The organism is Sulfuricaulis sp. (assembly GCF_041499725.1).
Taxonomy (GTDB): domain Bacteria; phylum Pseudomonadota; class Gammaproteobacteria; order Acidiferrobacterales; family Sulfurifustaceae; genus Sulfuricaulis.
The window spans coordinates 1-7,840 of record NZ_JBGQKW010000106.1; the positions used below are offsets into that span (position 1 = coordinate 1).

The 7,840-nt window shown below is 59.6% G+C and carries 6 protein-coding genes and 1 pseudogene; 5 read left to right on the forward strand and 2 right to left on the reverse strand.

Annotation, left to right across the window (positions count from 1 at the left end; translation table 11 throughout):
* A partial coding sequence (glgP, locus tag ACC569_RS13235) for an alpha-glucan family phosphorylase (protein WP_372524005.1) occupies positions 1-1,163 on the reverse strand: 1,163 nt, incomplete at its 3' end.
* Positions 1,164-1,274: 111 nt separating this feature from the next.
* Between glgP and queA the strand changes: the two genes are divergently transcribed.
* Complete coding sequence (queA, locus tag ACC569_RS13240) at positions 1,275-2,348, forward strand: tRNA preQ1(34) S-adenosylmethionine ribosyltransferase-isomerase QueA (protein ID WP_372524006.1); 1,074 nt, start codon at positions 1,275-1,277, stop codon at positions 2,346-2,348.
* A gap of 116 nt (positions 2,349-2,464) precedes the next feature.
* Here the strand turns inward: queA and ACC569_RS13245 are convergent, their stop codons facing one another.
* Positions 2,465-3,835, reverse strand: coding sequence for a peptidylprolyl isomerase (locus ACC569_RS13245; protein WP_372524007.1), 1,371 nt, complete (start codon positions 3,833-3,835; stop codon positions 2,465-2,467).
* Between the two features lie 221 nt (positions 3,836-4,056).
* Between ACC569_RS13245 and tgt the strand changes: the two genes are divergently transcribed.
* From tgt to ACC569_RS13265, 4 genes and pseudogenes are all read left to right on the forward strand, one after another.
* A complete protein-coding gene (tgt, locus tag ACC569_RS13250) occupies positions 4,057-5,187 on the forward strand; it encodes a tRNA guanosine(34) transglycosylase Tgt (protein ID WP_372524010.1) in 1,131 nt (376 codons plus the stop codon).
* Positions 5,188-5,206: 19 nt separating this feature from the next.
* Entirely contained in the window at positions 5,207-5,548 is a 342-nt protein-coding gene (gene yajC / locus ACC569_RS13255; RefSeq protein ID WP_372524008.1) for a preprotein translocase subunit YajC, read from the forward strand.
* A gap of 110 nt (positions 5,549-5,658) precedes the next feature.
* Complete coding sequence (secD, locus tag ACC569_RS13260) at positions 5,659-7,584, forward strand: protein translocase subunit SecD (protein WP_372524009.1); 1,926 nt, start codon at positions 5,659-5,661, stop codon at positions 7,582-7,584.
* Between the two features lie 8 nt (positions 7,585-7,592).
* A pseudogene (locus ACC569_RS13265) lies at positions 7,593-7,840 on the forward strand (protein translocase subunit SecF); the annotation flags it as partial.

Below are 7,840 nucleotides of genomic sequence, written 5' to 3' on the forward strand. Positions count from 1 at the left end.
ATGCGCGCGGCCACCTCGCCGTGAATGCGCGACACGCCGTTGCGGAAGCGCGAACAACGCAGCGCGAGCGCGGTCTGGTTGAATCCGCCCTGGCTGCTCGGGCTCGATCCGAGCCCCAGAAAGTGGTTCATGTCGATGCCAAGCTGCTTCACGAAGTCGGAGAAATAGGTCGCCATCATGTGATGATCGAAGATATCGTGTCCGGCCGGCACCGGGGTGTGGGTTGTGAAGATGGTGTTGGTGGCTACGAACTCGAAGGCGCTGTCGAAATCCAGGCCCAGGGCGACGTGCTCGCGGCAACGTTCCAGCACCATGAAGGCGGCATGCCCTTCGTTGATGTGCCACACCGTCGGCTTGAGTCCGACGGCCTGCACGGCGCGCACCCCGCCGATGCCGAGCACGATTTCCTGCTGGATACGCGTGTTGCTGTCGCCGCCGTAAAGCTGGTAGGTGATGCGCCGGTCGGCCTCGGCGTTATCCGGCAAATCGCTGTCCAGCAGGTAGAGGGTGATATGGCCCGCCTTGGCCTTCCAAACCTTGAGCATGACGCGCCGGCCGGGCATGTCGACCTGTACGTGGATTTCCTTGCCGTCGGCGTCAATCGCCGGAAAGATCGGCAGGTCGCCGAAGTGGGTGGGCGCGTAATGCGCCACCTGGTTGCCGTGCGCGTCGATGGTCTGGGTGAAATAGCCCTGCCGGTAAAGCATGCCGACCGCGACAAAGGGAATATTCAGGTCACTGGCCGCCTTGCAGTGGTCGCCGGCGAGGATGCCGAGGCCGCCGGAGTAAATCTGGAAGCTTTCGTGGAAGCCGAACTCGGCGCAGAAATAGGCGACCAGATCCTCGTTCGGATCGAGATACTGGAGGATATCGGAGCGGGCGCGTTCTTGATGGTAAGTGTCGAAGCCCGACAGGACGCGGTTGTAGTCCTCCATGAACACGCGGTCCTCGGCGGCTTCGTTCAGCCGTTTCTGCGCCACGCGCCGCAGGAATACCTTGGGGTTGTGGCCGCAGGCTTCCCACAATTCGCGGTCGAGGCGGAAGAACAGGCTGCGTACCTCCCGGTCCCAGCTGTACAGCAGGTCATTGGCTACTTCCTGCAGGCGCTTCAGGCGTTCCGGAAGGACGGGTTGAACTTCAAGTGTGTAACGGGTGCCGGGCATGGTTCCTTTCGTTGGTTCCGAGACTATCTCTGGCTACTTAGTATAGTATGCCGACCGTTCACGGCGGTTGAGGCATTTCCGCGCAGCATACGCGGGGCTTGGTCAAAGTACATGCAGAAATCCGATTTTCATTATTCACTTCCCCACGATCTGATCGCGCAATATCCGGCAGCGTCGCGCACCGCCAGCCGTCTGCTGGCCCTCGATGGCACGAGCGGCGCCCGGCGCGATCTGCGTTTTACCGATCTGCCCGCGCTGCTGCGGGCAGGCGATCTGCTGGTGTTCAACGACACGCGCGTGATTCCCGCGCGCCTCTTTGGCCACAAGGACAGTGGCGGGCGCATCGAAGTGCTGGTGGAGCGTATTCTGGATGCTCATCATGTGTTGGCCCAGGTACGTGCAAGCAAGCCGCCGAAGCCGGGACAAAAACTTTCTCTGGAAGGGAATGTTACCATGACCGTGCAGCAGCGCGAGGGGGAGTTTTACCATCTGAAATTCGAAACGGATGCCACGGTGACGGAGATTCTTGAGCGTGTCGGTCATATTCCGCTCCCGCCTTACATCGAACGTGCGGACAATGCGAGCGACAGCGAACGCTATCAAACGGTGTATGCGCACCATCCTGGTGCAGTCGCCGCGCCTACCGCCGGTTTGCATTTCGACGAGGCCATGCTCGCGCGTCTCCAGGGAATGGGGGTGGAGACCGCCTTTGTCACCTTGCACGTCGCTGCCGGGACATTTCAGCCGATCCGTGTGGATGATATCCGCGAGCACCGCATGCATGCGGAGTATCTCAGCGTATCGCAGGCCACCTGCGATAAAATCAATACGGCGAAGCAGGAAGGGCGGCGCGTCGTGGCGGTCGGCACCACCGTGGTGCGAGCGCTGGAGACTGCCGCACAGGGACGTGCCAATGTCGCGGGAGGCAGGACGCCGGGAGCGACGGCGGCAGACAGCGGAAGCGTGACACCCTATGAAGGCGAGACAGAAATTTTTATCTATCCGGGTTACCGTTTCCGGATCGTGGACGCGCTGCTGACCAATTTCCATCTGCCGGAATCGACCCTGCTGATGCTGGTGTGCGCCTTCGGCGGCACGGAGCATGTGCTCAGCGCCTACCGCCACGCGGTGGAACATAAATACCGATTTTACAGTTACGGGGATGCTGTGTTTGTGACGCGCTAGGGAAGCTCTGAACAAGTTCCCGTTCGTGCTGAGCCTGTCGAAGCATGAACGAGAACCCCGTTGATTACGCTCGAATCCGTTCCCCTTCGGCAGGCGCAGAGCGAACGGATTCGAGCTTATTCAGAGTTTCTCTGGCGCGGAGCGCGCTGAATTCGACTGTTGCGGGTACGTCTCCGTATGAGTGCCAGCAGGGCGAGAAACAGGGAGACCACGATCCAATCACCGCCACGCCAGTTTGGCGATGGCGGCGCCACGATAGAGCATCCTCCCCCGGCCTGAGATGAAGAGTTTGCGTTTTCAGTCACCACCGCCTGTGCGCCCGTGTGGGTGATGCTGTTGTTCGCAGTGAGATCGTTATCGCCGCGTTTCCCGTCGACAAAATGCAGGATAATTCTATCGCTCATGATCTCGGCACCGGTTTCGCCATCGAAAGCAAAGTCGTACCAGTGTGGCATAGGATTATCCGGTGTCGGGCCGAAGGCGTAGTAGTGTGTGGGACGTGCAGAAGCACGGTCGTACATCGTGACAATGCTGCCTGCTGTATCAATTACACCGGTCATCGAAAAGGTGTACATGCCGTTGTTGAAATATACGGATTGATCCGGCGGCGATTTGAACATTTTTAGCAGCGAGGTGACAGTGGACACACTCACGGCATTAACCGGATCTAGCCGCATCATCGGCTCCGCCGCGAATGTAACTGTGGCGCCAAACAGCGTCTGTATAGTCGTAACGTTAGCCTGATCGCGGTCCGGTATGCCGTCTCCGTTCCCATCGCCGCCGGGAGCCAGGTCTTCGGTTTCGGAGCACGCGCCGTCGCCGTCATTGTTGATGCATATCTGGGTCACGGTCACGAAATTGCCGTTGATACCGGGAAGCTCCGGAAATCCCGGGATGGGAACAATCGGAAGGCTGGCAATCGCGTCCACGACATTCATCCCCGGATCGAGTACGCGGCCGAAGACGGTGAACCCGCCGCTGTTATTGATATCGTCGAGAGCGGCGGAGTTGTCACCGAGGTTAATAAACCATTCACTGGTCGCACTGTTAGGATCAGCCGATTTGGCCATTGCGATGGTACCGCGCACATTCGAGCGCGACGGGTCGAACTCGTTCAGTACGGGCGGATCCGTTGGGAAGTGATAGAGTGTCCCGAATAAACAGCATCTGTAACCCCCGCCCTGGATCACAAATGGGACCGGAGGGGTGCCGGAGACCGCACTGCGGTGAATGACGGTGTTATTGTAGTCGCCGCGGTTGACGTAATTGAGAAAATTCGCGACCGTCAGCGGGGCCTGCGTATCGTAAAGTTCGACGTTGAAGCCACCGAGGTTGGACTCTATTTGCACTATTGTCGCACCCGCGATGTGAGGTGAATAGAACGCGGCTGTCAGAACGGCACAGGCTGCGATGCGCAAACACATCCAACTCTGGTGATAACGACGACAGAAAAAAATAATCCGGGAAATTGCCCGCACGATGGTCATACCATCCTCCCGCTCCATGAGGGTATCTATGGAGCTTTATAGTGTCTGTGCATTTTCTCATAGCCCGGTTGCCGGTTCCAATCGAACGAGCAACAGGCTGTTTTGCCAGTACTTTGCATTTTATTACGCCATATACGTGACAGTCATTACGGTCAAGGCATGGGCGCGGCGATCGGCGAGCGAGTAGCGCGGCTGTGCTACCATCGGCGCCCGACATGAGCCTGAAATTCGAATTACTGGCAACCGATGGCACCGCCCGCCGCGGTCGCATGGTTTTCAAACGTGGTACCGTTGAAACGCCCGCGTTCATGCCGATCGGCACCTACGGCACGGTCAAGGGCATGACGCCGGAAGAATTGCGCGAATGCGGGGCGGAAATCATTCTCGGTAACACCTTTCATCTGATGCTGCGTCCGGGTGTGGAGACGATTAAAGCACACGGCGGACTGCATCGTTTCATGCACTGGGACGGCCCCATTCTCACCGACTCCGGCGGTTTCCAGGTGTGGAGTCTGGGACAGTTGCGCAAGCTGAATGAGGAGGGCGTGTGGTTTCAGTCGCCGGTGGATGGGGCGAAAATCTTCCTCGGACCGGAGGAGTCGATGGCGATGCAGCAGGCGCTCGACGCCGACATCATCATGATATTCGATGAGTGCACGAACCACCCGGCAACCGAGCCCGAAGCGCGCGCCTCGATGGAGTTGTCGCTGCGCTGGGCCGAGCGCTCCAAGCTCGCCCATGCGGACCATTCCGCGGCACTGTTCGGTATTGTGCAGGGCGGGATGTACGAGCATCTGCGCGATATTTCGCTCACCGGGCTCAAGCAGATCGGTTTCGACGGCTACGCCATCGGCGGCCTGTCAGTGGGGGAGGAGAAGAGCGAAATGTTCCGTATTCTCGACCACATCGCGCCGCAGATGCCCGCCGATCGGCCACGTTACCTGATGGGGGTCGGTACACCCGAGGACCTCGTGGAAGCGGTACGCCGCGGTATGGACATGTTCGATTGCGTGCTGCCCACGCGTAACGCGCGCAACGGCTGGCTTTTCACCCATGACGGGGCCGTGAAGATCAAAAACAGCCGTTATGCCCGCGATACCGGCCCGGTGGACCCGCTGTGCGATTGCTATACCTGCCGGCACTACACCCGCGCCTACCTGCGCCATCTGCAGCAGGCGAATGAGATTCTGGGCGCACGGCTCGCCACGATCCACAATCTCCACTATTACCAGCGCCTGATGCAGGGTCTGCGCCAGGCCATCGCAGAAAAAAAACTGGATGATTTCGTCGAGAAGTTTTATCTTATGCGCCGCCCGGCCGCCTCCCTGGAGGAGCCGACGGGATCCGACTGACATAACCGAAGGAAACACCATGAACTTTCTGATTTCCGATGCCTGGGCCGATGCCCCGGCCGCCGCCGGTGCGCCGGCACAAAGCAGTCCGTTCGTGACGCTCATCATGCTCGGCGTGCTGTTCGCCGCGTTTTATTTCATTCTCATCCGCCCGCAGGCCAAGCGCGCCAAGGAACACAAGACCATGATCGCCGCGCTTGCCAAGGGTGACGAGGTCGTGACGGGGGGCGGCGTCCTCGGACGAGTCACGAACCTCGGAGAGGCTTACGTGACGGTGGACATCGCCGAGGGAGTGGAGATTAAAGTGCAACGGCAGGCGATCCAGACCGTCCTGCCCAAGGGCACGATCAAGTCGGTCTGAAAATAAAATTCCAGCCACAGAGATCACAGAGGGCTCGGAGAGAAAAGAGGGAAGGCAATGTTGGTGTATTTCTCTGTGAACTCTGTGTTCTCTGTGGCAAAAATAATTAAATGAACAAATACCCGCTCTGGAAAAACCTGCTTATCCTCGTCATCGTCCTGGTCGGGATCGTCTACGCCCTGCCCAATCTTTATGGCGAGTATCCCGCCGTGCAGATCTCGGCCACGCGTACTACCAAGGTCGATCGGGGCTTGCTGGCCCTTGCCGAGAACCAGCTCAAGCAGGCGAATATTTCCTACGTAAGCGCCGTGCTCGACGACAAGGGCGCGCGGATCCGTTTCACGGACACGGAAACGCAATTACGGGCACGCGATCTAGTGCAGAAGGCCCTGGGCGAGCAATACATCGTCGCCCTGAACCTGCTGCCGGCCACGCCGGGATGGCTCGAGGCGCTGCGCGCCAAGCCCATGTACCTCGGTCTTGACCTGCGCGGCGGCGTGCATTTCCTCATGCAGGTGGACATGGCGGCGGTGCTGAAGAAGGCGGAGGAGAGTTACGTCGACGACATGCGCCGCGTCATGCGCGAGAAAAAGGTGCAGTATCTGACGGTGACCCGCTTCGACCGGGGCGGCGTCGAGATCCGTTTCCGCGACGGCGCCGAGCGCGACAAGGGGCGTGACATTCTCCGCAAGGAGCTCCCGGACGTCGAACTTGTCGACGCGGATCGTAGCGGCGACTTCGCCATTAACGCGAAAATGAAGCAAACCGCTGTGTTCGAAAAGAGCCGGTTTGCGCTGGAACAGAACATGAACTCGTTGCGCAACCGCGTCAACGAATTGGGCGTGGCCGAACCGATCATCCAGCAGCAGGGGCAGGATCGCATCGTGGTGCAGCTGCCCGGCGTGCAGGACACCGCCAAGGCCAAGGAAATCCTCGGGCGCACCGCGACCCTCGAGATCATGATGGTGGACGAGGAGCATGATCTGGCCGGAGCGCTCGCCGGGCAGGTCCCGGCCGGGTCGAAGCTGTACAAGATGCGCGACGGGCGTCCGATCCTGCTCAAGAACCGACTCATCTACTCGGGCGACAACATCGTGGATGCCGCACCGGGTTTCGAAAGTCAGAGCGGCAGCGCGATCGTCTCGATCAGCCTTGACGCGCGCGGCGCGGCCATCAACCAGCGCGTCACCGGCGAGAGCGTCGGCAAGCGCATGGCGGTGGTATACATCGAAATCAAGTCCGAACCCAAACTCGATGAGCAGGGCAAGCCGGTACTGGATGCCAATGGCCGTGCCATGCGCGTGAGCAAACGCGTGGAAGAAGTGATCACGGCGCCGGTGATCCGTTCGCAACTGGGCAAGCGTTTCCAGATCGAGGGCCTCGATTCCGTGCAGGAAGCGAATGAGCTCTCGCTGCTGCTGCGGGCCGGCGCGTTTGCCGCGCCGGTGGAGATCATCGAGGAGCGCACCGTGGGTCCGAGCCTCGGCGCGGATAACATCGCCAAGGGCTTCCATTCGACCTGGGTCGGCTTCGCCGCGATCGCGGTTTTCATGGGCGTTTACTATGTCATCTTCGGTTTGATATCGGTTATAGCGCTGGCCGTCAACGTGCTGCTGCTGGTGGCGTTGTTGTCGATGCTGCAGGCCACCCTCACGCTGCCCGGCATGGCCGGTATCGCGCTTACCGTCGGCATGGCGATCGACGCCAACGTGCTGATCAACGAGCGCATCCGCGAGGAACTGCGCAACGGCAATACACCGCAGGCCAGTATCTACGCCGGCTACGAACGGGCCTTCGGCACCATTCTCGACTCCAACGTCACCAACCTGATCGCGGGACTGGCGCTGTTCATGTTCGGTACCGGTCCGATAAAAGGTTTTGCCGTCGTGTTGTGCTTGGGCATCCTCACCTCCATGTTCAGCGCGGTGATGGTGTCACGCAGCATGGTCAATCTGATATACGGCAGCCGGCGCAAGCTGGAGAAAATTCCGATCGGCAATACCGCCTGGAAAGAAACGAGTTCGGCCACGGGATAAGACGCGTCATGGAATTTTTCAAGATCAGAAAAGACATCCCCTTCATGCGCCACGCACTGGCGTTCAACGTGATCTCGGGCATCACGTTCCTGTTCGCCGTGTTTTTCCTGATCACGAAGGGCCTGAATTTCGGCGTCGATTTCACCGGCGGCACGGTGATGGAGGTCAATTACCGTCAGGCGGCGGATGTTCCGCAGATTCGCGATTCGCTCGCCAAGCTCGGCTATCATGACGTCTCCGTGCAGAATTTCGGCAC